Annotated in this window: 18 protein-coding genes, 1 tRNA gene and 2 pseudogenes; 18 read left to right on the forward strand and 3 right to left on the reverse strand. The window is 55.8% G+C overall.

All coding sequences use genetic code 11. The annotated features are described in order from the left end of the window. The first annotated feature begins 41 nt into the window (after nucleotides 1-41). The 13 genes and pseudogenes from THEVEDRAFT_RS03515 (at nucleotide 42) to glmS (ending at nucleotide 17,488) form a co-directional block, all read left to right on the forward strand. The gene (locus tag THEVEDRAFT_RS03515; RefSeq protein ID WP_172634019.1) at nucleotides 42-1,115 is read left to right on the forward strand and encodes a M48 family metalloprotease; all 1,074 of its coding nucleotides are present in this window, start codon (nucleotides 42-44) and stop codon (nucleotides 1,113-1,115) included. Nucleotides 1,116-1,151: 36 nt separating this feature from the next. After that, nucleotides 1,152-2,984: a DNA polymerase III subunit gamma/tau gene (gene dnaX, locus THEVEDRAFT_RS03520; protein WP_006583353.1), complete on the forward strand. Its 1,833-nt coding sequence runs from the start codon at nucleotides 1,152-1,154 to the stop codon at nucleotides 2,982-2,984. After that, nucleotides 2,981-6,383: pseudogene (gene dnaE / locus THEVEDRAFT_RS03525) on the forward strand (DNA polymerase III subunit alpha). Before dnaX ends, dnaE begins: the two are co-directional and overlap by 4 nt. A gap of 27 nt (nucleotides 6,384-6,410) precedes the next feature. Beyond that, on the forward strand, nucleotides 6,411-6,656 hold the full coding sequence (mtrB, locus tag THEVEDRAFT_RS03530; protein ID WP_425358267.1) for a trp RNA-binding attenuation protein MtrB: 246 nt from the start codon (nucleotides 6,411-6,413) through the stop codon (nucleotides 6,654-6,656). A 6-nt stretch (nucleotides 6,657-6,662) separates the two neighbouring features. Next, complete coding sequence (gene pyk, locus THEVEDRAFT_RS03535) at nucleotides 6,663-8,411, forward strand: pyruvate kinase (protein WP_006583356.1); 1,749 nt, start codon at nucleotides 6,663-6,665, stop codon at nucleotides 8,409-8,411. A gap of 176 nt (nucleotides 8,412-8,587) precedes the next feature. Beyond that, nucleotides 8,588-9,013 (forward strand): NUDIX hydrolase, encoded by a 426-nt coding sequence (locus THEVEDRAFT_RS03540; protein ID WP_216593061.1) that lies wholly within the window; start codon nucleotides 8,588-8,590, stop codon nucleotides 9,011-9,013. After that, on the forward strand, nucleotides 9,001-9,825 hold the full coding sequence (locus THEVEDRAFT_RS03545; protein ID WP_006583358.1) for a deoxyribonuclease IV: 825 nt from the start codon (nucleotides 9,001-9,003) through the stop codon (nucleotides 9,823-9,825). Before THEVEDRAFT_RS03540 ends, THEVEDRAFT_RS03545 begins: the two co-directional genes overlap by 13 nt. A 112-nt stretch (nucleotides 9,826-9,937) precedes the next feature. Then, complete coding sequence (locus THEVEDRAFT_RS03550; RefSeq protein WP_006583359.1) at nucleotides 9,938-11,011, forward strand: alanine racemase; 1,074 nt, start codon at nucleotides 9,938-9,940, stop codon at nucleotides 11,009-11,011. A 41-nt stretch (nucleotides 11,012-11,052) separates the two neighbouring features. Then, entirely contained in the window at nucleotides 11,053-11,880 is an 828-nt protein-coding gene (cdaA, locus tag THEVEDRAFT_RS03555) for a diadenylate cyclase CdaA (protein WP_006583360.1), read from the forward strand. Next, nucleotides 11,873-13,096 carry a CdaR family protein gene (locus THEVEDRAFT_RS03560; protein WP_245522720.1) on the forward strand — a complete coding sequence of 408 codons (1,224 nt, stop codon included), beginning with the start codon at nucleotides 11,873-11,875 and terminating at the stop codon, nucleotides 13,094-13,096. The genes cdaA and THEVEDRAFT_RS03560 overlap by 8 nt, the downstream gene beginning before the upstream one ends. A gap of 20 nt (nucleotides 13,097-13,116) precedes the next feature. Further along, on the forward strand, nucleotides 13,117-14,466 hold the full coding sequence (glmM, locus tag THEVEDRAFT_RS03565; protein ID WP_006583362.1) for a phosphoglucosamine mutase: 1,350 nt from the start codon (nucleotides 13,117-13,119) through the stop codon (nucleotides 14,464-14,466). An 85-nt stretch (nucleotides 14,467-14,551) separates the two neighbouring features. Continuing rightward, nucleotides 14,552-15,430, forward strand: a complete 879-nt coding sequence (gene galU / locus THEVEDRAFT_RS03570; RefSeq protein WP_006583363.1) for a UTP--glucose-1-phosphate uridylyltransferase GalU — start codon at nucleotides 14,552-14,554, stop codon at nucleotides 15,428-15,430. Nucleotides 15,431-15,661: 231 nt separating this feature from the next. After that, nucleotides 15,662-17,488 carry a glutamine--fructose-6-phosphate transaminase (isomerizing) gene (glmS, locus tag THEVEDRAFT_RS03575; protein WP_006583364.1) on the forward strand — a complete coding sequence of 609 codons (1,827 nt, stop codon included), beginning with the start codon at nucleotides 15,662-15,664 and terminating at the stop codon, nucleotides 17,486-17,488. A gap of 72 nt (nucleotides 17,489-17,560) precedes the next feature. On the opposite strand, the gene THEVEDRAFT_RS03580 is transcribed toward glmS, so the two are convergent. The 3 genes from THEVEDRAFT_RS03580 to THEVEDRAFT_RS03590 form a co-directional block, all read right to left on the reverse strand. After that, complete coding sequence (locus tag THEVEDRAFT_RS03580; RefSeq protein WP_245522721.1) at nucleotides 17,561-18,571, reverse strand: hypothetical protein; 1,011 nt, start codon at nucleotides 18,569-18,571, stop codon at nucleotides 17,561-17,563. Nucleotides 18,572-18,743: 172 nt separating this feature from the next. Continuing rightward, nucleotides 18,744-19,565: a response regulator gene (locus tag THEVEDRAFT_RS03585; protein ID WP_006583366.1), complete on the reverse strand. Its 822-nt coding sequence runs from the start codon at nucleotides 19,563-19,565 to the stop codon at nucleotides 18,744-18,746. 172 nt (nucleotides 19,566-19,737) lie between these two features. Continuing rightward, a complete protein-coding gene (locus THEVEDRAFT_RS03590) occupies nucleotides 19,738-20,163 on the reverse strand; it encodes a Fur family transcriptional regulator (protein ID WP_006583367.1) in 426 nt (141 codons plus the stop codon). Nucleotides 20,164-20,312: 149 nt separating this feature from the next. Between THEVEDRAFT_RS03590 and THEVEDRAFT_RS03595 the strand changes: the two genes are divergently transcribed. The 5 genes and pseudogenes from THEVEDRAFT_RS03595 to pth all read left to right on the forward strand — a co-directional run bounded on the left by THEVEDRAFT_RS03595 (nucleotide 20,313) and on the right by pth (nucleotide 24,196). After that, a tRNA-Gln gene (locus THEVEDRAFT_RS03595) sits at nucleotides 20,313-20,387 on the forward strand. A gap of 74 nt (nucleotides 20,388-20,461) precedes the next feature. Further along, nucleotides 20,462-21,847 carry a bifunctional UDP-N-acetylglucosamine diphosphorylase/glucosamine-1-phosphate N-acetyltransferase GlmU gene (gene glmU, locus THEVEDRAFT_RS03600; protein WP_425358268.1) on the forward strand — a complete coding sequence of 462 codons (1,386 nt, stop codon included), beginning with the start codon at nucleotides 20,462-20,464 and terminating at the stop codon, nucleotides 21,845-21,847. 16 nt (nucleotides 21,848-21,863) lie between these two features. Beyond that, nucleotides 21,864-22,848: pseudogene (locus THEVEDRAFT_RS03605) on the forward strand (ribose-phosphate diphosphokinase). Between the two features lie 98 nt (nucleotides 22,849-22,946). Next, nucleotides 22,947-23,591 (forward strand): 50S ribosomal protein L25, encoded by a 645-nt coding sequence (locus THEVEDRAFT_RS03610; protein ID WP_006583370.1) that lies wholly within the window; start codon nucleotides 22,947-22,949, stop codon nucleotides 23,589-23,591. A 17-nt stretch (nucleotides 23,592-23,608) separates the two neighbouring features. Further along, nucleotides 23,609-24,196, forward strand: coding sequence for an aminoacyl-tRNA hydrolase (gene pth, locus THEVEDRAFT_RS03615; RefSeq protein ID WP_040825281.1), 588 nt, complete (start codon nucleotides 23,609-23,611; stop codon nucleotides 24,194-24,196). The last annotated feature ends 145 nt before the right edge of the window (nucleotides 24,197-24,341 follow it).

Below are 24,341 nucleotides of genomic sequence, written 5' to 3' on the forward strand. Positions count from 1 at the left end.
GGAGGCCCCCCTCCGGCAGGGGGGCTGTGTTTTATGGCCTTTTGTTTGCTGCGTTCTTCCTCTATCTTGTCTTAACAGCCCCGTTGCCCGGTTTTGCCCTCCGGGAGGCTTGGGGTGCGGATTCCACCTGCCCTGGGGATGTCAAGAGGGAGATAAGATTAGGTGAAGAGCTGGCGAAAGAGGTGGAGTCCCGTTTTCATCTGTTGGCGGACCCGGTGGTTCTGTCAAGGCTTGATGCTATAAAGGCCCGCCTTGAAGGAGGGCTTGAGAGGGGTATTCACTATAGCTTCAGGGTTGTGGATGATCCTGTCCCGAATGCGTTTGCCCTGCCTGGAGGCTTTTGTTACGTCACCAGTGGTCTTTTGAAGCTGCTTGGTTCAGATTCTGAGCTGGCGGCGGTGATGGCCCATGAGATGGTTCACGTGGACCGGTGTCACGGGATGATACAGGCGGCTAGGAATCAGCGGCTATCCTTGGTGGCCTTGGGTGTGGCGCTTGCCACAAAGGGGCAGACCGCAGCCGTGGTCCTCTCCAACCTGGCACAGATAGCGGTGATGAACTCGTACAGCAGGGATTTGGAGAGGGAGGCGGATCTCAAGGGGCTGGATCTCTTGATAAGGGGAGGATACTCTCCGTCCGGAATGGTTACAGCGCTGGAGAAGCTCTGGAATTATCAGATCAGAAGGCCCTATGTGGACCCTGGCATATACATGGACCATCCGGAGATGGAGGACCGCATAGCCTATATCTTGAAGGCCATGGGATCCAAGGGGCTTAGGGTATCCCGGAAGGAGCCGCTTGGCATTCTTTCCGTTAGGTTCGTGGGTGGTGGCAATAGTTGCAAGGTGACGGTGGACAATAGGGTATGGCTTGAGGATGATCTATCTAAGGAGCAAATGCTCAAGGAGATATCGAAAAGGTTGGACCGGGCGTTGCTTTTCGAGACCATGCCCCAGGAGATAACGGTATCCAAGGAAGGGGTCCTGTCCGTTCGGGGACAAAGGATAATATCCAAGGAGGAGCTGCCCGGAGTGGACCTCGACTCCCTTAGGGCGGCTCTTGTAAAATTCCTTATGGATGCCAAGGGAATGCATCCCATCAGCAAGAGTTATTGAGTTTTTGGTCTTAAGGCGTTGGGTGGAGGCGAGGTAATGTACCTTTCTCTTTACAGGAAGTACCGGCCCAGGCGGTTCTCGGAGATCTCCGGGCAAAGACGGGTCGTGGAGGCCCTTGTGAGTTCTTTGGAGAGCGGTAAGGTCCCCCATGCATTTTTATTCTCCGGTCCCAGGGGGTGCGGCAAGACCAGCGCCGCCAGGCTTTTAGCAAAGCGGCTCAACTGTTCGTCTCCCCTTGTTGGAGGGGAGAGCTGTGGCCAGTGTCCTAGCTGTGAGTCCATCCAGCGGGGGGATCACCTTGACGTGGTGGAGATAGACGGGGCATCTAACCGTGGAATTGAGGAGATCAGGGCCCTTAAGGACCAGGTCGCTTTGGCTCCCTTTCAGGCTCCCAATAAGGTATACATAATAGACGAGGTCCACATGTTGACGGAGGCGGCGTTTAACGCTCTTTTAAAGACCCTTGAGGAGCCTCCAAGCAGGGTTTATTTCGTGTTAGCCACTACGGAGCCGCAGAAGGTGCCGGTCACCATAAGGTCAAGATGCGTCCATTTCCCGTTTCAGCGCATCCCCACGGAGGACATAAAGGATAGGTTGGTTGAGGTGTCATCTCTGGAGGGGATAGAGGCGGATGAGGAGGCCCTGTGGGAGCTGGCAAGGCATGCGGATGGAGCTCTCCGGGACGCCCTTTCCATGATGGAGCAGGCCATATCTGTGGGGGCTGGCCGGGTGACCCTAGATGCGGTATCCGGGATACTTGGAGGCTGCGGAAGAGATGTCCTTCAGGGGTGGGTGGAGAAGGTCCGTACTGACCCCAAGGGTGCTTTTTTGACCCTCATGGATATGATCCGCAGCGGCAGTAACCTGGAGAGGTTTGTGGAGGGGCTTTTTTTAATTTTTAGGGATTTGATGTTCGTGAACCGTTGGGGTTCGCAGGTGGTGGGGGCCCTTGGGGTATCCTCTCAGGAGGGGGAGTTCCTTGTTGAGGAGGCTCCTTTGTGGGACCAAGAGGTTCTGAGGGCTATCTGCTCCATGTTGGCGGATTTGATGCCAAGGGCAAGGCAGGGCATGAGGGCTGACGTGTTTGCGGGGCTTCTGCAGAGGGGGATAGATTGCGCTATCCTGGGTGCTGGCCCTCAGCTTGCGCAGGGCAAGGGGGATACTAGGGGGGCAGAAGTTCCTTCCCGTGCCCGTGGGGATGTCCCAGGAACAAGCTTTTCTAGCGCCGGTGTGATCCCATCGGGGGAGGCGGGTTCACCGGTCAAGGAGGTGCGAGGTAGGGCCTCTGCGGGGGATGGGGCTGCTCGACCTGTTGTGGTGAGCTCCGATGGCGGTGGTGGTGAAAGCCCTAGGGGGAGCCGAATTGCTGGGGATCTTAGGCTCTCCATATTTAGGCGTCTTATGGAGGAAGACCCGGCCCTTGGGTGTGCGCTTATGCATTGTGGGATATATGCGGATGCTGACGCTGCATATCTAGACGTACCCCATGATCCGTTGGTGTCGAGCTACATGGCGGGCTATCGGGCTAGGGCAGTGGTTTCCCAGGTTTTCCTGGAGGTTCTTGGGGTTCCTTTGGAGGGGGTTGACCCTGAGGGGGGCGATGAGGAGGTCCCCGCACCTTCGTTGCCACCGGTCCCGGAGCTTCAAGAAGATGATATTGTATGGGAGCGGGTGGTATCCTCGCCTCCAGGGGCTCTAGACGGGAAGCCTGATGTTAAGGGGTGTGCTGTACCGCGGGAAACGGACGCCGGGTCCGATGGGGATGGGATAAGGGATGCCCTCTCATGGCTTGACGGGGAGGTCCTTTACGTCAGGGCAAGCGATGAAACCTCTGAGGAAGATGATTTGCAGGAGGAAGAGGCTGAATGAGCGGCCAACAGTTTGTACATCTTCACGTGCACAGCGAATACAGCCTTCTGGACGGGGCCATAAGATGTGGGGACCTGGTGGAATCGGTGGTCTCCATGGGGATGGGGGCTGTGGCCCTCACTGACCATGGGGTCATGTATGGTTGTGAGGAGTTTTACGAGAAGTGCGAGGCCCGGGGGGTTAAACCCGATAATGGGGTGTGAGGTCTATGTGGACCCCAAGGGCATGGATTCCCGCGATGGGAAGGGAAGGAACAACCATCTGGTCCTTTGGGCCGAGGATACCTTGGGGTACAAGAACCTTATGAAGCTGGTGTCCATAGCGAACACCGATGGTTTTTACTATAAACCTAGGGTAGACCATGGGGTTCTTGCGGAGCACTCCAAGGGGTTAATCGCCTCTTCCGCGTGTCTTGCAGGGGAGATCCCCCAGCTTTTGATGGAGGGGGACTTCGATGGTGCCGCAGCCAGGGCCATGCTTTACCGGGATATATTTGGGGAAGGTAATTTCTTCATAGAGGTCATGTACAACCAGCTCCCGGAACAGGCCCTTGCGAACCGGGAGCTAATAAGGTTGGCCAAGAGCTGCTCTCTGCCGCTTGTGGCCACCAACGATGCCCACTATCTAAGGCGTGAAGATGCATCTTGGCATGATGTCCTTCTTTGTGTCCAGACCAACAGCACTGTGGAGACGAAGGACAGATATAGGTTTGGCTCTGATGATTTCTATTTGAGAAGCCCAGAGGAGATGTGGTCTCTTTTAGGAACTGAGGTTCCAGAGGCCCTTAAAAACACCCTTTTGATAGCTGAACGTTGTGATGTAAAGCTAACCCTGGGGCAGTACATGCTGCCGGAGTTCCCGATCCCGGAGGGAGAGACTCTGGACAGCTATCTAGAGAGGATCGCACAGGAGGGGCTTAGACGGAGGGTTGGTGAGCCGGTACCCAGGGAGTACGAGGACCGCCTTCGTTACGAGCTTGGGGTGATAAAGCAGATGGGCTTCCCGGGGTACTTCTGCATAGTGGCGGACATAATAACCGCCGCCAAGTCGAGGGGCATCCCCATAGGACCTGGCAGGGGATCTGCGGCGGGATCTTTGGTGGCCTGGTCGTTAGGCATAACAGAGCTTGATCCGCTAAAGTACAACCTTCTTTTTGAACGGTTCCTGAACCCTGAGAGGATCAGCATGCCCGATATAGACACTGATGTTTCGGACAAGCGAAGGGACGAGGTGCTTGCTTACATAGTTGAGAAGTACGGAATGGACAGGGTTTCCCAGATAATCACCTTCGATAGGATGAAGAGCAAGGCCGCTGTAAGGGACGTGGGAAGGGCCCTTGCCATGTCTTATCCGGAGGTTGACAGGGTTGCCAAGCTGATCCCTGATGGGGTGAAATCCCTAAAGGAGGCGCTGGAGAAGTCGGCGGAGCTCAAGGAGGCCCACGCTTCGGATCCCAAGGTGCGCCGCTTGGTGGATACCGCTTCTCATATAGAGGGCATAGCCAGACACTGTTCTCAGCATGCCGCGGGGGTCGTGATAACCCCGGTGCCCCTTGTTGAGATGGTCCCGGTCAAGAAGATAGGGGAGAACCAGGTGGTTACCCAGTACTCCATGGAGCCATTGGAACACCTGGGGCTGGTTAAGATGGACTTTTTGGGGCTTAGGACCCTTTCCGTGATAGAGGGTGCCCTTAAAAACATAGAGTCTAACAGAGGGATCAAGTTGGACTTAGGTGCCATTCCCATGGATGACGAGGCCACGTTCCGGATGCTCCAGCAGGCCGACACCCTTGGGGTGTTTCAGCTTGAATCCTCGGGCATGCAGGACCTGTTGCGCCGTCTTAGGCCGGACTGTTTCGAGGATCTTGTAGCGGTGTTGGCCCTTTATAGACCTGGTCCCCTTGGGAGTGGGATGGTGGACGACTACATAGAGAGGAAACATGGCAGGGCCCCGGTTACCTACCCCCATCCGAGCCTAGAGAAGGCCCTGAAGGAGACCTATGGGGTTATCCTGTACCAGGAGCAGGTCATGCAGTGTGCTGCCGAGTTGGCCGGTTATACGCTTGGCGAGGCGGACCTGTTGAGGAGGGCCATGGGTAAGAAGAAGGCGGACGTGATGGAGAAGCAGAGGTCCAAGTTCGTTGAGGGGGCCAGGCAGAGGGGCGTGGATCCCAAGATGGCGGAGGAGATCTTCAACAGCATAGAGAAGTTCGCCGAGTACGGCTTCAACAAGTCTCATAGCGCTGCGTACGCCCTTATAAGCTATCAGACCGCCTATCTCAAAGCCCATTACGGTCCGGAGTTCCTGGCATCTTATCTCTCCAGCATAGTTGGGGCCCGCATGGATGTGTTGGGGAAGTACATAAGGGATGTGAGGAACCTGGGTTATCAGGTCCTTCCGCCGGATGTAAACGAGTCTCAGCGCGACTTCGTGGCGGTCAAGGACGTTATAAGGCTGGGCTTGTCAGCGGTGGCCAAAGTTGGTGATTCTGCGGTGGAGGCCATCATAAAGGCCAGGTCCGATGGTCCATTTAAGTCCTTTTGGGACTTTTTATGCCGAGTTGACCTAAGATCGGTTAACAGGGCGGTGGTGGAGAACCTGATAAAGGCCGGTGCTTTTGATGCCCTCTGCCCCAACCGCAGGATGTTGTTGGAGAACCTTGGCAACCTTTTGGAGATAGCTCAGCGCAGATGCGACTCCACCAAGCAGGTAAGCCTCTTCTGCGAGGATGATGTGGAGGAAGCGGAGCCGGCGATGGAGGAAGTGGAAGATGCGGAGCTCCACCAGAGGTTGGAGTGGGAGCGGGAGGTACTGGGGTTGTACATATCGGGGCATCCGTTTGAACAGGTGGAACGGGATCTTGCTCCGTACCTGGTTTGCCGCATAGGGGATCTTCCGTCGTGGAGATCGTCCAACGTGGTCCCGGTGACCGCCGGTTTGCTGGTGGGGTTGAGGGAAAGGTACACTAAGCGGGGGGATCCCATGGGGATTCTAGAGATGGAGGACGGGGAGGACAAGGTTGAGGTGGTGTGCTTCCCCAAGGTTTGGCAGAGGGTCAAGCCTGTGCTTAGGAGCGGGGGCATATACGTGTTCTCCGGGGCGGTTAAGGACGATGGGCGGTTGTCGGTTTTGGTGGATGAGATTATGGAAGCGGGAGAGTGGATGAAGACGAAATCTCCCATTGCAAAGATAAGGGTTTTAGGTCCCAGGGCTGGCCTTTTTAGAGATCTTGCAAGAGAATTAAAGGGACATTCCGGCCCCAGTCCTCTCTTGGTTTACGTTGAGGATAGGGGTAGCATTGTGGCCCTCTGGTCCCGTTCCATAAAGGTGAGGGTGGATGATTCCTTGAAGAGGAGCCTTGAAGAGATGTTTGGCGGCCAGTTGGCCCTTGACTTCTAGGCTCCAGGATGAGGGCGAAGTGGAGGGGTGAGACAAGTGGAGGGTGTCCAGCGCATGTCGGTCATGAGTGATTACGTGGTGGTCAAGGCTTTGGAGGATGGGGTGACCGTCATAGGTTTGACCAGGGGGCAGGAGACTAAATTCTCCCATACGGAGAAGCTTGATAAGGGTGAGGTTTGGATCGCTCAGTTTACGGAGCATACCTCCGCCATAAAGGTGAGGGGAGCAAGCGAGATATACACTAAGCACGGTAAGATAGACAGCGGGAGGTGAGCCCAGTTGAGACGGGTGAAGATAGTTTGTACTTTGGGGCCCGCGTGCAGCGATTACGATGTTTTGAGGGCCATGGCGGAGGCGGGAATGAACGTTGCTCGTTTTAACTTCAGTCACGGGGAATACGAGACTCACGAGCTTAACCTGAAGCTGGTTCGTCAGGTGGAACAGGAGATAAGGCGTCCCATCGCCACGCTTTTGGATACCAAGGGTCCGGAGATTAGGACCGGCCTTCTGAAGGGTCATTCTCCGGTGATGTTGCAGCAGGGGAAGAGCTTTGACCTGGTGATCCCTGAGATAGAGGGGGACGAGAGGGGAGTTTCGATAAGCTACCACAACCTTCCCTCGGAGGTCTCCCCGGGCATGGACGTGTTCATTGATGACGGCACCATTCACCTGAGGGTCGAGCGGGTATATGAGGACCGCATATCCTGCAAGGTCTTGGTGGGCGGAGAGCTTGGGGAGCGGAAGGGGGTTAACGTCCCGGAGGCGGCGCTTTCGGTCCCCACCCTCACATCGAAGGACATAGAGGACATCAAGTGGGGTGTGGAGAAGGGGATGGACTACATAGCGGTCTCCTTCGTGAGGACCCGGGACGACATAATTCAGGTGAGGCGGGTTTTAGAAGAGCTGGGCGGTACCATGAAGATCATCGCCAAGATAGAGACCCGGCAGGCCTTCCAGAACTTGGAGGACATTGCCCAGGTGGTTGACGGTATGATGGTGGCTCGTGGGGATCTTGGGGTTGAGATGCCCACGGAGGATGTCCCGCTTGCGCAAAAGCGAATAGTGGACGTATGCCGTCTCCAGGGGAAGCCGGTCATCGTGGCCACTCAGATGTTGGACTCCATGATAAGGAATCCCCGGCCCACTAGGGCGGAGGCTAACGACGTGGCCAATGCGGTGTTGGACGGGGCGGATGCGGTGATGTTGTCCGGGGAGACCGCAAAGGGTAAGTATCCTATCCAAGCGGTGGAGACCATGAGCCGGATCGTTAACCGCGCCGAGGGGGAGATGCGCCTGTGGCAGCGGTATCAGCAGGTTCAGGTGGCTAACCATGTGGCTGATGCGGTGAGCCACGCGGCCATGACGATAGCTGAGGACATGAAGGCGGCGGCCATAATATCCCTTACCAGAAGCGGAAGCACCGCCAGGATGGTGAGTAAGTATCGTCCCCAGTGCCCCATCGTGGCGGCTACCCCATCGAAGAACACCTGGAGGGAGTTGGCACTCCTTTGGGGTGTTTACCCGGTTATGAGGGACGAGGCCAGCAACGCAGAGGAGGCGGTTGAGGCCGCCATGTCTGCCGCACTGGAAGAGGGTTTCGTCGCCGAGGGAGATCTGGTCGTCATAACCGCCGGGGTGCCAGTTGGAATACCTGGCACCACCAACATGGTTCAGGTTTACACCATAGGCCAGATATTGGTTAAGGGTTTGTCCCTCATAAAGAGAGAGGCCTCGGGGTTTGTGTGTCGTTGTAAGAATGCCAAGGAAGCATTGGAGAAGATGCGCCCCGGGGATGTGCTTGTGGTGGAGCAGACCGACAAGGACTATGTTCCTGCCATGAGAAAGGCCTCTGCGATCATAGCGGAGGAGGGTGGTCTTACCAGCCACGCTGCCATAGTGGCGTTGGAGCTTGGCATTCCCTGTGTGGTGAGCGCCAAGGATTCCATGAAGCTCCTCCAGGATGGTATGTTGGTCACTGTGGACGGTACCAGAGGAGTGGTCTATCAGGGGAGGGTGAAGCTTCGCTGAACGACAAAGGGGCTTCGGCCCCCTTTTTTAATTTGGAGCTCTTATCTCATCGGATTTCCCTGCGGGCCATCAAAACGGCGGAGGAGATCCCCTTGTGGGACTCCTATGGCTTTGATGGCTTGTGGGGAGCCATATGGGTTCCCCTGTGGTTTTCTCCAGCTAAAGGGGTCTGTACGTTGCTGACCAGGCGCCCGTTTACCCTAAGGCGCCACCCCGGACAGATAGCCTTTCCTGGGGGAGCCAGGGATCCTGAAGATCGTACGCCGGCAGATACCGCCAGCCGGGAGGCGGCGGAGGAGGTTTCTCCTTCGGGGGACTGGCGCCCAGTTGCGGTTATGTCCCCCGTTAGGGCAATAACCAGCTCGTTCAACGTGGTGCCGGTGGTGTTTGTAAGCTTAGATGGTGAACCCGTATTTGCGCCATCCCCTCAAGAGGTTGATGCGATTGAGAAGATCCCCCTCCCAAAGCTGGGGGATTTCTCCTTTGACGAAATGGGAGGTCCGGAGCTGATTTTATGTGGTTTGGGAAGGGTTTTCGGCCTCACCGCCAGGGTGTTGTTGGCTCTTGCCCTTAAATCGGAGGAGATACGATGGCTCTTCTAGGGGCGCACGTGTCGGTTGAGGGGGGACTCTGGAGGGCCTTCGAGAGGGGAATGGCCTTGGGATGCCAGTGCATTCAGATCTTCACAAAGAGCCAGTTGCAGTGGTTTGCATCCCCCGTATCCATTGACCAGTGTCAACGGTTTTACAGGGCATGGATGGGTTGCGGTTTTATCCCTGTGGTGGCGCATGGTTCATACCTCATCAACCTGGCATCTAGCGATTTGTCCATGTGGGAGCGGAGTGTGGAAGCCCTCGTTATGGAGATGCAGCGCTGTGATGCCTTGGGGATAGAGTCCTTGGTATTTCATCCCGGCCATCACGGTGGTGCGGGGTATGAGGCGGGGATGGCGAACCTTGAGAGGGGTATAGAGGCGGTTTTGGAGCGATCTCCGAGTTCCGTGAGGCTCCTTCTGGAACCCTCCGCCGGGCAGGGCACCGCCGTAGGTTATGTGCTGAAGGACTGCGTTGAGCTCTGTGTGCGAATGGGGATAAAGAGGGTTGGTCTATGCCTTGATACGTGCCATCTTTTCGCCGCGGGGTATGATATCAGGTCCCCCGGAGGGTATCGACGAACCCTTGGAGCCTTGGGTGATATGGGGGTGTCCATAGTAGGATGTTGGCATCTTAATGATTCCAAGGACCCTAAGGGGTCTAGAAAGGACAGGCATGAGAGGGTGGGTAACGGGGCCATCGGTTTGTCTGCCTTCGGGATGGTTTTACAGGACCAAAACTTCTCTAAAACCCCCGCAATCTTGGAGATATCTCCTGCCTTTGCGGCGGAGGACATGGCGATTCTGAGCAAGCTAAGATAGCCGATATTAGGGAAAATGTTTGCACGTTCCTTGCCCAGGCGGAGCTCTTTGGCACGAGACTGTGTGTTTAATAAAAGCGATACAGTAGGTCTAGAGGAGGGGGGATGCGTACATGGACCGGTTGCCAGTCCTTTCCGTTGACCTTGATCTGATACGTTTTAACGCTTACAGGGTATGTTCCATGGCTGCCGCCGCTGGGGTTTCGATTTGGGGGATCACCAAGGGGCTTTGCGGGGAACCGGGGGTTGCAATGGCCATGCTGGAAGGCGGTTGTTCGGCTTTGGGGGACAGCCGGCTTCAAAACTTTGAGAAGATGAGAAGGGCTGGGATCGAAGGCCCTTTCTTTTTGATAAGGATTCCCATGCTCAGCGAGGTGGACCGAATGGTTCATCTGGCAGATGGTTGTTTAATATCCTCTCTGGAGACCTTGGAGGTTCTTGAAGGGCGCTGTGCGCTGGAGAGGAAGTCTTTCAAGGTGATACTCATGTTCGACCTGGGGGATCTAAGGGAGGGTTTTATGGTTGAAGATGCCCCCAGGGTGGGGGGTTTTTGCGCGTCCCTTTCGTGGGTCAAGGTGGAGGGGGTCGGGACTAACCTAGGGTGTTTCGGTGGGGTTTTAGCTACCCCCGCTAACCAGAGGGAGCTATTAGAGGTAGCTCAGGTCATACGAGAGGCGTCTGGTTTTGACGTTCCAATAGTATCCGGAGGTGGAACCTTAGCCCTTAGGTTATTAGAGGACGGTACTCTGCCAGCGGGGGTGAACAACTTAAGGGTAGGAGAGGGTATAATCCTTGGGACCGACTCAACGGGCATGAGGGATATCCCCTATCTTCGAAGGGATGCGGTCAAGCTCATCTCGGAGGTGGTGGAACTTCGGCGTAAGCCGTCGGTGCCAAGGGGTGAGATTGGAAGGGATGCTTTTGGTAACTTGCCGGTGTTTGAGGACCTTGGGGAGAGGTTAAGGGCGATACTGGCGGTTGGTCGTCAGGATACCAGGCCGGAGGGGCTTACCCCGTTGGACGAGGGGGTAAGGATTCTTGGGGCCTCCAGCGACCACATGGTTTGCGACGTAGAAGATGCCATCCATATTTCGATGGGTTGTAAGTTGAGCTTTCGGCCTAACTACGGGGCCATGCTTCAGAGCGCCACTTCGGAGTACGTGGCGAAAGAGTACTTAGGTGTTTAAGAGGATTTTTTATTTCTTATTAAGCTTTGGAGGTATATACAGTGTTCTGGCCCAGCCTTAGGTGGCAGGACTTACTGGACATATTCATAATCGCGTTTGTGGTTTACAAGCTCCTGCTTTTGGTGGTTGGTACCCGGGCGGTTCAGCTCTTGAGGGGGCTTATGGTGCTTGGCATAACTGCGGCATTAGCCAACCTGTTAGAGCTCAAGGCTCTTACCTGGGTGCTATCTAGGTTTTTCCAGGCGTTGCTCATAGTCATACCGGTGCTTTTTCAGCCGGAGCTTAGGCGGGTTTTGGAGGAGCTTGGCAGGGGGCATCTTTGGAGGATCCAGAAGGGGAAGGAGAAGCTGGAAACCTTGGCGGATGAGGTTTTAAGGGCGCTTTTGTACCTTCAGAGCAAGAGGATCGGGGCGCTTTTAGTCCTTCAACGTCAGACCGGGCTGAAGGAGGTGTGGAGGTCTGCGGTTCCCATAAAGGCGCAGCCCTCTCAGGAGCTTTTGGTATCCCTGTTTTGGCCTGGGAACCCGCTTCACGATGGGGCGGTTATATTAGACAGGAACAGCGTGATAGCCGCATCTTGCTATCTCCCCCTGACCGAGAAGAGCGATCTCTCCCGTTGGTACGGTACGAGGCACAGGGCAGCCCTGGGGGTTACGGAGATATCTGATGCGTTGGCGTTGGTCGTGTCTGAGGAGAGGGGAGAGATTTCCCTGGCGGTTAACGGTAGGATATCGAACCCCCTCAACGAGGAGCAGCTTCGCAAGCTGCTGTTGCACTACTTTAGAGGGAAAGATGGATACCGTTCATTTTGGGATCGTTTCCGGGACAGCCTGATCGAGGAGGATTCGGTGATCGATTATGATGACTAGGCGGGGAAGGGTTAAGCAATGGATATATTCCAGACTTTCCCTACAGCTCCTCTCCTTCCTCATAGCGGTGGTGATTTGGTTCTTCGTATCATGGGATCACAGTACGAAGGGCTACAGGCCTGTGACCCTTCCTTTGGAGGTGGTGGGAGCTTCGAGGGACCTCTCGGTGGAGGTTAAGGAGAGCTCGGTGGAGGCAAAGTTCTTTGGGGACATAGGTTTGCTATCTGACATGGATCCCTCATCCTTGAGTGTGAGGGTTGATGTAACCGGTCTTCCCCCGGGCACTTACAAGCTGGTGCCCCGCATTGAGCTGCCAAAGGGGGTTGAGTCTGTGACTTTCAAGCCCCAGTATGTGACGGTAGTGCTGCACAGGAGGTCTGTGAGGGATGTGCCGGTTAGAGTTGACTTTGGCAAGGACTTTCCGCGGGAAGCGAAGGTGTCTGGTGTAACGGTGACGCCTAGGTATGTATCGGTTCAGGGGACTGAGGAGCAGGTCCGGGGAGTGGATCATGCAAGGGTACAGGTTACTTATCAGGCCTTTTCAGAGGGGCGTAGGGTTTTCCCGGTGGAGTTGGTCTTTAGGAAGGATTACTCCTTGGGCAGGGATTTGGATTTTAATCCCAAAGAGGTGACTTTGGACATGCCCATCTCCTCTGATAAAATTATTGGCCGTGTGCCCCTTAGGGCCTCGGTGGAGGGTATGCCGGGTTGGGGTTTTGTGGTGGACTCGGTTAACGTGATCCCTGAGGCCGTGATGGTTCAGGGTACCCCCGAGGCCATAGAGCAGTTGAAGGTAATAGACCTTCCTCCGGTTAACGTTGAGGGAGCCCAGCAGGATTTTTCAGCCTGGGTGCCGGTGAGATCTCCCGTGGACGGTGTTGTAGTTCTAGGTGGTGGGCTGGCCCAGGTGCATGTTAAGCTTTCCCATCGTTCGTCTAAGAGGGTCATCAGGGGTGTGCCCGTGAAGTTAAGGGGGGTCGATGTGGATAAGGGTTGGGTGTTATCCCCCGCGGAAGTTGACGTTACCGTGGAGATTTCTTCGAAGGAAGGCATTCCATCTGAGGCACCTCCGTCGGAATTGGTGGAGGCCTATGTGGATGTAAGCAACGTGGTGACCAGCAGGATAACCCTTCCGGTGCTGGTGAAACCCAAGAGGGAATCTGTGGTTGTGATTTCGGTGGATCCACCGAGGGTGCAGCTGCAGGAGAAGAGATGAACTATATGGAGTGATCTGAGTTGTCCGAGAAGATGGCGAAGAGGATGTACTTTGGCACCGACGGGGTAAGGGATGTGGCTAACCGGGGTGTCATGACCCCTGAGATGGCTACGCGGCTTGGGGTCGCTTACGTCAGGTTTCTCAAAAGCCGAGGGGTTGATGCCCCAAAGGTGATAGTTTGCAGGGATACTAGGGCCTCGGGGCAGATGTTGGAGTTAGCCCTTGGGGCGGGGATGATGTCGATGGGAGCTACGGTTGTATCCGGGGGTGTGTTGCCCACCCCAGGGGTGAGCTTTTTGCTTCGGAATGGAACGGCTGACGGGGGTGCGGTGGTCAGTGCGTCGCACAATCCCGCGGAGTACAACGGCATAAAGTTCTTTGGCCCCGATGGGCAGAAGCTTTCCGATGAGGAGGAGGCTGCCATAGAGGGCTTTTTGGAGTTTGAGCCCCATCATCGCCCAGCGGGGCTTGGGATGGGGGTTTATAGTGAGACCTTGGAGTTCAGGGATCAATACTCCCAGTGGCTTTCATCCTGCTACGACGGGGCGAGCCCCGTTAAGGGTATCGTTGTTGATTGTGCTAATGGTGCGATAGGGCCGGTTGTGGAAAGGGTGTTTGCCTCCTGGGAGCCCCGGATTATCTGGGCTGAACCGGATGGTACCAACATAAACCGCTCATGTGGGGTAATGCACATGGAGAGCCTGGCTGAGGCGGTGGTCAAGAGCGGGGCCCCCTTGGGAGTGGCGTTTGACGGGGATGCGGATCGCACCCTGCTTTGTGATCCTAAGGGCAGGGTGATAGACGGGGATCTGATGCTTTGGGTGCTAGCCAGGTGGTTGAAGTTAAGGGGTGGGCTTGGCAGCGGCGTGGTGGCCACGGTGATGAGCAACATGGCCCTGGAGGAGAATCTAGGCTCCGAGGGTATAAAGCTGTTCCGTTGTCCCGTGGGAGACAGATATGTATTGGAGACCATGGTGCGGGAGGGGGCCATGTTGGGGGGGGAACAGTCGGGGCATGTGATTGTGAAACCCTGGGTTGAGAGTGGTGATGGTCTGTGCACCGCGCTGCTGTTCATTAGGGCCTGCGAGGAGTTGGGGGAGAGCTTTGATGGTTTGTGCGATCGTTTTGAGCGGTATCCCCAGAGGTTGATAAATTTTAGGGTTAAGGACAGGGATGGGGTGTTGAATTCCCATGAGCTTGCCGCTGCGGTGAGGTCCGCCGAGGAGATCATAGGCCGATGGGGAAGGGTGTTTGTGAGGCCCTCCGGCACGGAGCCCCTGATAAGGGTGCTCCTCGAGGCGAAGGATCCCAGCCGATTGGAATCCGCGAGCGCCGTGTTCTCCGAGGTTATGGGCAAGCTTATTGGCTAGGTGGTTGTTCGGTCCTGTGCCGGCATTTGAGGTTCCGGTCGGTATCGGATGAGGTTTGTTGATTTACTAATGGGGGTGTACGGGCTTGAGCGATTCTAGCGTGCTTCGCCACTGTCTTTTCCCCGTAGCTGGTCTTGGTACTCGTTTCCTGCCCGCCACTAAGGAGACGCCGAAGGAGATGCTGCCGCTTATAGACAAGCCGCTCATTCACTACGGGGTTGAGGAGGCGTGTGGGGCCGGTTGTAGGGACATAGTGTTCGTGACCGGTAGGGGGAAGAGGTCCATAGAGGATTACTTCGATAGATCCCCTGACTTGGAGGCCCTGTTGGAGTCCCGGGGTAAGGCTGATCTTGCGGACTTGGTTAGGGGTATAAGCGAGATGGCCCGATTTTCTTACGTGCGGCAGTCGGAGCCCCTTGGCCTTGGTCATGCGGTCCTCTGCGGCAGGACCTGTTGTAACGGTGATTACTTTGGGGTGATCCTTCCCGATGACGTTATAGTCTCGGATGAACCGGTTCTAGCACAGCTGGATAGGGTGCGTAGGGCCTTCGGTGGCTCTGTGCTTGCCTTGGAGGAGGTATCTAAGGAGGATACCGCGCGGTATGGTATAGTGGATGCCGAGGACCTGGGGGATGGGGTGTTCCGTATAAGGGACATGGTGGAGAAACCGAATCCAGAGGATGCGCCGAGTCGGCTTGCCATAATGGGACGTTACGTCCTTTCCAGCTCGGTCTTCGACCACCTTGAGAGGGTTGCGCCGGGGTCTGGAGGGGAGATACAGCTGACCGATGGTCTGAAATCCCTTTTGAGGGATGAGCCGGTGTACGGCTATCTTTACAGGGGTGAGAGATTGGATTGCGGGACCAAGGAGGGATGGCTTAGGGCTACCGTGACCATGGCGGTTCGTGATGAGCGGTTGCGGGACATAGTGGTGGAGGTCCTTGAGAAGGAGGGGGTGATTTAGATGTAGGGGGTTTTTTACATCGGTTTGCGTTAAAGGGGGTTAAGCGCCTGATCCCCGCGTTAGTTTTAACGAGGGGATGACGAGGACGGGGTTTATCGATATTTCGGCGGATGCCCCGGGGTCCTGTGGGGGGCCCTGAATCGGGACCATAAATCCCCGGAGCAATCCGGGGGACAAAGGGTCTCGAACCCGCGTTTAGGTTGGTTTTTGATTGGAAGGAGAAATGATCTTATGTGCGGTGTGGTCGGGTATGTGGGGCCCCGCAATGCTGTTGGTGTGTTGCTTGACGGTCTTAGACGTTTGGAGTACCGGGGTTACGACTCAGCGGGGCTTGCGGTTCACGATGGTGTGAACATAAAGGTGGTTAAGGACGTTGGCAAGGTATCAGACCTCGCGTCCCGGGTGGAGGGCATGAATCTGGAGGGTGGACTTGGGGTTGGACATACCCGATGGGCCACCCACGGGGATGTGACCGGAGAGAACGCCCATCCGCACGTGGATTCGGATGGAAGGTTTGTGTTGGTGCATAACGGCATAGTTGAGAACTACCTTGACATAAAGGACCAGCTTGAGCGGGAAGGGATTTCTTTCGTATCCCAGACGGACTCCGAGGTGATAGTTCAGCTCCTTTCCAAGATCTACAATGGGGACATGGTATCCAGCCTTGTGGAGATCCAGCGTCGTTTGGAGGGGTCATATGCGTTGGTGATCCTCAACAGGGAGGACCCCAATGGGTTTTACTGCGTGAGAAAGGGTTCTCCGTTGGTCCTTGGGGTAGCCGAGGTAGAGGGCTTGTGCGCCTCGGACGTGCCTCCTCTGCTTCCATTTACAAAAGATGTGATCTACATGGATGAGGGGGATATCGCGGAGGTTCGTGGGGGAGCTATCCGCCTTTGGGACAAGGATGGACGGCCTTTGGAGAGGGCGCCCCAGCGGGTTGACTGGGACGTTTCGATGTCGGAGAAGGACGGCTACCCTCACTACATGGCCAAGGAGATTCACGAACAGGGGGCGGTCTTGAGGTCTACTTTAAAGGGCCGACTTCTGGAGGGTTCTGTTGACCTGGGAGATGGGGTTAACTGGACGCCGGATTTCCTTGGTTCCCTTAGACGCATTCACCTGGTGGCCTGTGGAACTTCCTACTACGCATGCCTTGTTGCAGAGCGGGTCCTTGAAAGGTGGACCACTTTGGACGTTAAGGTAGATATAGCTTCTGAGTACCGCTATCGGGATGTCAGGATAGGAGCTGATACCCTGGCGGTGTTTGTGTCCCAGTCCGGGGAGACCGCAGATACCCTTGCAGCCCAGAGAAAGGTGAGGGCGATGGGTGGTCGTTGCCTTGGGATAACCAATGTGAGGGGGTCTACCCTTGCGAGGGAGGTGCACGATCTCCTTCTCTTGAAGGCCGGTCCTGAGATAGGTGTGGCGGCTACCAAGACCTTCATGGGGCAGCTTGGCGCTCTGTACCTCCTGGCCCTTAAGCTCGGCTGGGACAGGGGGGATTTAAACCCTGCTGAGGCGGAGCGGTTGGCTTCCATCCTGCTTAAGCTCCCCTATGAGGTTGAGAGGGTCCTTGAGCGGGAATCGGAGGTTAAGAAGGCGGCGGAGACTTTCTTTGGATTTGATAACTTCTTGTTCCTGGGCAGGGGGTTCTCCTATCCTATAGCCATGGAGGGGGCCCTGAAGCTCAAGGAGATATCCTACGTTCACGCGGAGGCCTATGCGGCAGGGGAGATGAAGCACGGCCCGATAGCCCTGCTGGAGCCCAATGTGCCGGTCATGGTGGTGATCCCCAAGGACGGGTTATACGAGAAGACCTTGTCCAACGTCCAGGAGGCCAGGGCGAGGCGCTCCCCCGTGGTTGCGGTGGCTTCGGATGGAGATGACCTTATATGCCAGATGGCGGACACGGTGATCAGAATACCAAGGTGTGATGAGTGTTTCTCCCCGTTCCTCTCCGTGATACCGCTTCAGATGTTCGCCTATCACGTGGCCCTCCTGAGGGGGCGGGAGATAGACCAGCCTAGAAATTTGGCCAAGAGCGTTACGGTGGAGTAGTGGCGGTCTAGGGAAGAAAGCATCGGAGGGGGTCTTTAAGAGACCCCCTCCAGCCTTATTCCGGGTATTTGCTTAATCCCCTTGTGATTGTGATGTATCGGATTTAAGGGGTTCGTCATAGGTGGGGAAGTATATCCTTAGATGTGTAAGTCCCTTGAGCGCATGGTCATCCTTCCCCACCGCTACCGGTAGCTTTTGCCATGGGCCGCCTTGGATCCTGCACAAGACCAGAGGCCTCCTGCCGTAGGTGGACCAGAGGTCCCATAGGGACTCTGAGGAGGCGGGGCCTGGGACCAAACCCCCGAGGAACAGGGGCGGGGTTCCCCCCATGGGGGATCTGCCGTCCTCTGGGGCGATGACCATCCATTGCGTCATGTTCCAAAGGTTTAACATCTCCGGGGACCGGGAGTGTTCCCAGGGGATGATTTGGAACCCTCCTATTTCCCCGTTTGGGGAGGTGCTTATGTCGATTACGCCTGGGTGGTTTGCCCTTATCCTTCCCACGTCTTGAAACAGGGTTCCTTCGAAACGGCCTACGCCTTCAACCGGTCGCAACACCCTGCCTATTACCTCGGTCCTGTAAGACGAGTAATAGGCCATCACCCTTCCCCCGGGCCGGTTTTCGATCTCCACCAAGTAGGGTACGGAGTCTTTGGTTACCTTTATTACGAGTGAATCCCCCGGTTTAGGTATTCTAGACTCCGAGAGGGGGGCTTCAGTTCCGTCCTCACCTCTGACCATTACCGGGTTGCCCACCGCTGGGGCCCATGCACCGAACATGCCTTCTCCTGCGGGGCTATCTATCACTATGCTGGCGCCGGGGCCTGCGGCGGGGGCTATGGTCTTTAGGGGCGTTATGCTCATGGTCCTGCCTCTGCCCTTGTCGATCCCTATCAGCAGGTGGATCGCGTTAACCGCGGATGCCGCTACGGTGCCTGGTTTACCCCATTTTGTGGCGGTGTAGGAGGGCCAACGGGTCTTATCCGGAAGGGCTACCACCTTGCCGACCGTCTTAGTGCTGCCGTTGGGCAGGTTGACCGACACATCCTTCCCCTCAACCAATGGGACAGTTATGCAGAACAACAGCGCCTCCGTTTCTTCGGCGCGGCTCTTTGATGGTATGGCTAGGGTTGGGATGAGCGAAAAGAGCACAGCGAGAAGGGCGTATGCTCTTATCAAGGTTGAACGCAACGTGCCGGAAAGCATATGGTGAGATCTCCTCTCTGAAAAAGTGAAGTAAAAAATTGGGGTTTCCCTACAGGGAAAGATGTCTCCTTACCTTGTCTTTAACCACCTCTGGCTTGAATGGTTTCACGATGAAGTCGTTAGCCCCAGATTTCAACGCCTTCACGAGCCTGGGCTTATCTCCGTAGCTGGACACGACTATTATGGGGCGCTTGGAGGTGGAAGGGTTTCCCCTGAATCGGCTTATCAGGGCGAAGCCATCCATCCCTGGCATTATAAGGTCGGTTATGAGGAGATCTGGTGCGGATGATAGAAAGATGTTGTATGCCTCATTTCCGTTTGAGGCCTCCATCACGTTGAGCCCCATCTCGAGGAGGATGTGTTTAAGACCGTTCCTTATTATGGAGGCGTCGTCCACCACCAGGACCGACTTTGAGGTTTCTGGGGTGTTCGCGGTCTGCTGGGGTTGTGCGTTCCCTTGACCTGGGGATGGTTGAGGGTTACTCGAAGATAGACCAAGGGCCTGCCTTAGCTGGGTATCCGTAGGGGTGATGGGCAGGACGTCTGAACATCCCATGGAACGTCCCATCAGGCGTATCTTCATCTTGTCCCACTGGTCATGAAGGCCCAGTATCTTGCAGGTGTTCCCTCCTGGTAGGTTCTTCACCACCTGAAGCACGCTCTTCAGCTCTTCGGGAGCCGCGTGTTCCAACGAGAAGACAAGAGCAACTATCCCTTGGTTGTCAATGGATACCGTCATGGAAGGAAAATCTTGAAAGGATAGCACGGGGTGCCCCATGGCGGATATCATCGACTCCAACAGGATCTTTACCTTCGATAGTTCATCGGGGAGAACTATGGCTACCAAACCGTTAAGACCTTCCAGGTTCATCTTACCTCCCTATAGCCCTACAGTATTTAGCCCTAGGGCCACAGGGACAGTTTAGCAGAATCCCCATGGGGTTGGTAAAGGTCTTAATCTTTAAAAAGCCTGAAGGTATGTGTTAATGTACATATATTAAAATTTATTTTTATGAACCATACTTTAGTTTCCATACATCTCCTTACCCCTTTTGTGTAGAGCAATCTCGGCATAGCCCATAGACAAATAGCTCGAATCGGGTTACCATAGCCCCTCCGTGGGGCACTAGTGTTAGGGAGATGTCGCCGCCAATGTGCTCAAGGTCCCAGAGCTTCCCGCAGCTTTCGCAAAGGAAGTGCCCATGGCTTGCCACGTTGGGGTCGAAGTACATCCGCTTATCGTCTATGGAGAGGATCTTTACCAGATTTGCCTTGGCCATCATCTTGAGGGTCCCATAGATGGTGGCTATGGATATGGACGGATACTCTTCCTTCACTTCGTTGAATATGGCGTCCGCAGAGGGATGGTCTGTCCGGGCCTCCATGGCCCTTAGTATGGCGATCCTCTGATTAGTTATCTTCCCTCCAGCTTCTCGTAGCCTTTCGATGCCCTCCTCTACGGTCCACACGGTCCTTCCTCCTGATTGGTAATAGTTTGAAATCAATTTACATTATATTTCCCATCGCAGTGATTGAAAAGGGGGCTGTGCCCTTTTGCCGCATCCCCATCGGGTGCCCTTGAAGGGCTGCCCTTTAAGGGATATAATCTAGGATCGATTGGGGTGTAGCCAAGTGGTAAGGCAGCGGACTTTGGATCCGCCATTCGATGGTTCGAATCCATCCACCCCAGCCATCGGATTTAGTGGGGAGCCTGTGGGCTTCCCTTATTTGTTGCGGTCTTGAGAGTTTTAGAACTCGCGAGAGAGGGTGGATCCTTTGAGTGCTGGCTTGGTGGGTGGCCTGGTTTTAGCAGCTGGCAAGGGGACGAGGCTTAAGAGCAGCACGCCCAAGGCTCTCTTCCCGATCCTTGGTGAGCCCCTGGTTTACTATCCCCTTAGGGCCATGGAGGAGAGCGGCGTTTCCGCCATGTGCGTGGTGGTGGGCCATGAAGGGGAGGCGGTGGCGTCCTGCGTTAGGGATTTGGGTTTCGAGGCCTCCGTTGCCTTTCAGTCTCCCATGCTTGGTACGGCCCATGCGGTCATGTGTGCCAGGGATTGGTGGAAGGAGCTTAAGCATCTCCTGGTTTTGCCTGTGGATGCCCCCATGTTGTCGGGGGAGACTTTAAGGGGCTTGATCGACAGTCATCTATCCCAGGGTAACTTGTGTACCCTCCTTGCCTTTGAGGCGGGGGACCCTTCTGGATATGGAAGGGTGATACGCTCTGGAGGGGCGGTCCGCATCGTGGAGGAGAAGGATGCCTCTCCGGAGGAGAAAGCGGTGAGGCTTTGTAACGGCGGGGTATATGTGTTCGATGTGGAGGCCCTGGATGGGGTGTTGGAGAGGCTGGATAATAGAAATGCCCAAGGGGAGTACTACCTCCCGGATGCGGTTTCGCTGTTATCTCAGATGGGATCCATCGGGGTCTTGTCCGTTTGTGAGGATGAGCTTCGGGGTATAAACGATCCCTTGCAGTACGCTCAGCTGTCTGAGCTGTTGAGGCTTAGGGTACTCACTCGTTGGTTGTCGTTGGGGCTTAAGTGTTTGGACCTCAACTCCGTGTGGATAGGCCCCCGGGTTGAGATCGGCCATGACGTCTGGATAGAGCAGGGGGTTACGGTCATAGGAAGGTCTCGCATAGGAGACTCCTGTCGTATAGGGGCCATGTCATGGCTTAACCACGTGGAGATGGGGAGCCGATGCCGGGTCTTGGGCAACGTGAGGATGGAGTCTTCAAAGCTAGGCGATGGGGTGCAGGTGGGGCCGTTTGCTTTTCTTAGGGATGGGGTTATTATGGAAGACGGTTCCCTGGCGGGCCGTTTTGTTGAGATAAAGAAGAGCCGGATTGGTGAGGGCAGCAAGGTGCCTCACCTGTCCTATGTTGGGGATGCTTCAATAGGCAGGGATACCAATATAGGGGCTGGCGCCATAACTTGCAACTACGACGGGGTATCAAAGAACCCTACGATCATAGGGGACAACTGTTTCATTGGCAGCGATACCATGTTGGTTGCGCCGGTCAGCGTGGGGGATGGGGCTACGACTGCTGCTGGTTCCGTGATAACCCAGGACGTGCCTGCTGGTTCTCTGGGGGTTGCCAGGGCAAGGCAGAGGAACGTGGAGGGATGGAGCCGGCGGAGGCATAAAAAAGATTGAGGAAGGGTGTTGTGTGATGACGGCGGGGCTCAAGGAGATAAAGGTTTTGTCCGGCAGCTCGCATCCCCAGTTTGCGGAGAGCATATGCATGAATCTGGGGGTGCCCCTTGCGGCTTGTAAGCTCTTCAGGTTCTCCGATGGTGAAATAGGGGTTTCCATTGAGGAGAGCGTGGAGGGGGGCGGACGTTTACGTGGTGCAGCCCACCTGTAACCCGGTCAACGAGAACCTTATGGAGTTGTTGGTGATGGTAGATGCCCTTGCCAGGGCGTCTGCTTACAGGATAAACGTGGTGACCCCTTATTTTGGTTACGCCAGGCAGGACAGGAAAACTCGCTCCAGGGAGCCCATCACCGCAAAGCTCGTGGCCAACCTGCTCAGCGTAGCAGGTACCGACAGGATGATAGCTGCGGACCTTCATGCCGGTCAGATACAGGGTTTCTTCGATATACCGGTTGACCATCTCACCGGGATACCCCTTCTGGCCTCCTATTTCAAAAGGACCTTGAAGGATGACATAGAATCCGGAGAGGTAGTGGTTGTATCCCCGGATATCGGTGGTGTGGTGAGGGCCCGTAACTTTGCGGGGCATCTTAACGCGGACCTGGCCATAGTGGACAAGCGCAGGTCCCATGAGGTGGCCAACTTCTGCGAGGTCATGGAGATAATCGGGGACGTCAAGGGCAAGGTGGCCATACTGGTTGACGACATAGTTGACACCGCTGGGACGTTGGTGAACGCAGCCAGCGCCCTTATGGACAAGGGGGCCAGGAGGGTCTTGGCCTGTGCTACCCATGGGGTTCTGTCCGGTCCCGCGGTTGACAGGGTGCGGTCCTCCGTCATAGAGGAACTGGTGCTCACCGACACCATACCCATGAGCCAGGACAAGTTGTGTGATAAAATAACTACCCTGTCGATAGCGCCGCTTTTTGCGGAGGCCATAAGGCGTATACATTCGGATCACTCTGTGAGCATACTTTTTCATCAGCGCCCATCGCGCTGAGGCGTCCTAAAAACTTAAAAAAGTTCGTAGTGGCCGCGGGGCTGATGTGTTTGTCCTGATTGGGCCCCGGGGATCTGCGTCAGAGGAGGATGAAGGATATGAGGGAAAGGGTAAAAGTGCAGTTTCACGATAGGGAGGGGCTTGGTAAGGGGGCCTGCAGGAAGCTTCGTAGCAAGGGGATGATCCCGGCGGTCGTCTACGGTCCTTCCTATGAGGGTGGTAAGGCGGGGTACGTTAGTGCCAAAGAGGTTCAGCCGGTGTGTGCCAGTGAGAGTTGGGAGACTACGGTGATCGAGCTGGCGATCGGCGGGAACCAGGAGATGGCGCTAATAAAGGAGATCCAGCGTCATCCCCTCTCCCGGGACCTGGTGCATCTGGACTTCCTCCAGATGGTCAAGGATCACAAGGTTAGGGTGCAGATCCCGGTGCATCTCCATGGCAAAGATGTGTGTGCTGGGGTTAAGCAGGGGGGAATCCTTGAGCAGTACCACTACGAGCTGGTGGCGGAGGTGTTCCCCGAGGATATCCCGGAGCGGGTGGATATAGATGTGAGGTCCTTGGAGATGGGCAAGGAAGTTCGTATCTCGGACCTTGAGTTCGGTCCTAAGGTTCACTGGGTCTTGCCGCAGGACACGGTGGTGGTGGCGGTTTCCTCTCCAGAGGAGGAGTCCGAGGCTGCTGAGGGTGAACCCCGTGAGGTTGAAGTCATGGCCAAGGGTAAGGCCAAGAAGGGCGGAGAGTAGGGGTTTAGCGGCGGATCATGAGGTTGATCGTGGGCCTGGGCAACCCAGGCCCTCAATATGTTTGGACCAGGCACAATGCGGGGTGGCTTGTGGTTGATCACCTAGCTCGGGCTTGGGGGGCAGGGTCCCCGAAGGATAGGTTTAAATCCCTGTTCTGGGACCCTGCCTGCGTTGAGGGGGAGGCGTGTTGTCTCATGAAGCCTACCACCTACATGAACCTGAGCGGCCTTGCGGTGGCGGAGGCGGCTAGGTACTTTAAGGTGCCCCCTGAGATGATAATGGTGATATACGACGATGTTGCCCTTCCTTTTGGTAGGCTCCGGATGAGGGATAGGGGGAGCGCCGGGGGCCAGAAGGGGATGGCCTCTGTGATAGCTTCCCTGGGGACCTGCGAGGTTCCTCGTTTGAGGATCGGGGTGGGTTCTCCTGAGGTCCCCGGTATGGACCTGGCCAAATGGGTGTTGTCCTGCCTGTCCGAGAAGGAGATAGGGTCTTGGCCTTTTGTGGCCCGTTGTGCAGAAGATGCCATAGGGCTTTGGATTAAATTGGGAGTTGAGAAGGCCATGTGTCGGGTAAACTCCAAGGATTTCTGCCATCTTGGATGATCGGTTCTCCATGATTTATTTTTGCTAGAGCCATGGAAGTGCATGGGCTTTTTCGCGTGCCAAGAGGGGTGGCTAGGGCCCTTTGGCTGGAGGATTTGGTTTGTGAAACCCCGCTGCGGCGAAGACTGGTAGTCTTGCCCGGCTC

Source organism: Thermanaerovibrio velox DSM 12556, assembly GCF_000237825.1.
GTDB classification, from domain to species: Bacteria; Synergistota; Synergistia; order Synergistales; family Synergistaceae; genus Thermanaerovibrio; species Thermanaerovibrio velox.

Coding starts and splice junctions, on each gene's coding strand:
- dnaX (WP_006583353.1), top strand. CDS start 1,152: ATGTACCTTTCTCTTTACAGGAAGTACCGGCCCAGGCGGTTCTCGGAG.
- THEVEDRAFT_RS03545 (WP_006583358.1), top strand. CDS start 9,001: ATGGCTCTTCTAGGGGCGCACGTGTCGGTTGAGGGGGGACTCTGGAGG.
- THEVEDRAFT_RS03550 (WP_006583359.1), top strand. CDS start 9,938: ATGGACCGGTTGCCAGTCCTTTCCGTTGACCTTGATCTGATACGTTTT.
- THEVEDRAFT_RS03560 (WP_245522720.1), top strand. CDS start 11,873: ATGACTAGGCGGGGAAGGGTTAAGCAATGGATATATTCCAGACTTTCC.
- glmS (WP_006583364.1), top strand. CDS start 15,662: ATGTGCGGTGTGGTCGGGTATGTGGGGCCCCGCAATGCTGTTGGTGTG.
- THEVEDRAFT_RS03585 (WP_006583366.1), bottom strand. CDS start 19,565: ATGAACCTGGAAGGTCTTAACGGTTTGGTAGCCATAGTTCTCCCCGAT.
- THEVEDRAFT_RS03610 (WP_006583370.1), top strand. CDS start 22,947: ATGAGGGAAAGGGTAAAAGTGCAGTTTCACGATAGGGAGGGGCTTGGT.
- pth (WP_040825281.1), top strand. CDS start 23,609: ATGAGGTTGATCGTGGGCCTGGGCAACCCAGGCCCTCAATATGTTTGG.